The organism is Desulfosporosinus burensis (genome assembly GCF_054657535.1).
Map to the genome: position 1 here is coordinate 1 of NZ_BAAHYN010000059.1, position 741 is coordinate 741.

The window sequence follows — 741 nt, forward strand, 5'->3', positions numbered from 1 at the left end:
TTGTCTAAACGAAAACCACCTGCTATGCAGGTGGTTCCAAAAAGCTTTAGCTATGAGTAGAAAAAACTACCTACCTTTGTTAAAATAGTGCCGGTTTCGTCAGCCGCACTAAGACAAAGGAGGTAGATCCCAATGGATACAGAAAGTTTAGCACATACGCAGTGGAACTGTAAATATCACATAGTGTTTGCCCCAAAATATCGTAGGCAAATAATCTATGGAAAAATCAAAGGGGATATAGGAAAGATAATAAGGACATTGTGTGATTACAAGAAAGTAGAAATCATAGAAGCAAACGCATGTCCAGACCACATTCATATGTTAGTGTCTATTCCTCCGAAACTAAGTGTATCAAGTTTTATGGGATACCTCAAAGGAAAAAGTTCGTTGATGATCTTCGATAGGCATGCGAACTTAAAGTACAAGTATGGGAATAGGCATTTCTGGTGCAGAGGCTATTATGTAGATACAGTAGGGAGGAACAAAAAGGCAATAGAACAATATATCCGTAAACAATTACAAGAGGATATCGCGGCAGATCAGCTAACTATCAAAGAGTTTGTTGACCCGTTTACGGGTGAGCCAGTAGAAAAGAACAAGAAAAAATAGCCCCGCAACCCCTTTAGGGGTAGTTCGGGACAGGGTGCGGTTGGCGAAACTTTCAGCGAGCCTTTAGGCTCAGCCTGTACCCAGCCCTTATAGGGCTAGAGCAAACCACCCGCTGAGCGGGTGGTTGTGATT

1 protein-coding gene is annotated in these 741 nt (G+C 42.1%); it reads left to right on the forward strand.

The features are described 5' to 3' along the window. The first annotated feature begins 132 nt into the window (after positions 1 to 132). On the forward strand, positions 133 to 609 hold the full coding sequence (gene tnpA / locus ACYQ3Q_RS28325; protein WP_459927517.1) for an IS200/IS605 family transposase: 477 nt from the start codon (positions 133 to 135) through the stop codon (positions 607 to 609). Positions 610 to 741 lie beyond the last annotated feature (132 nt).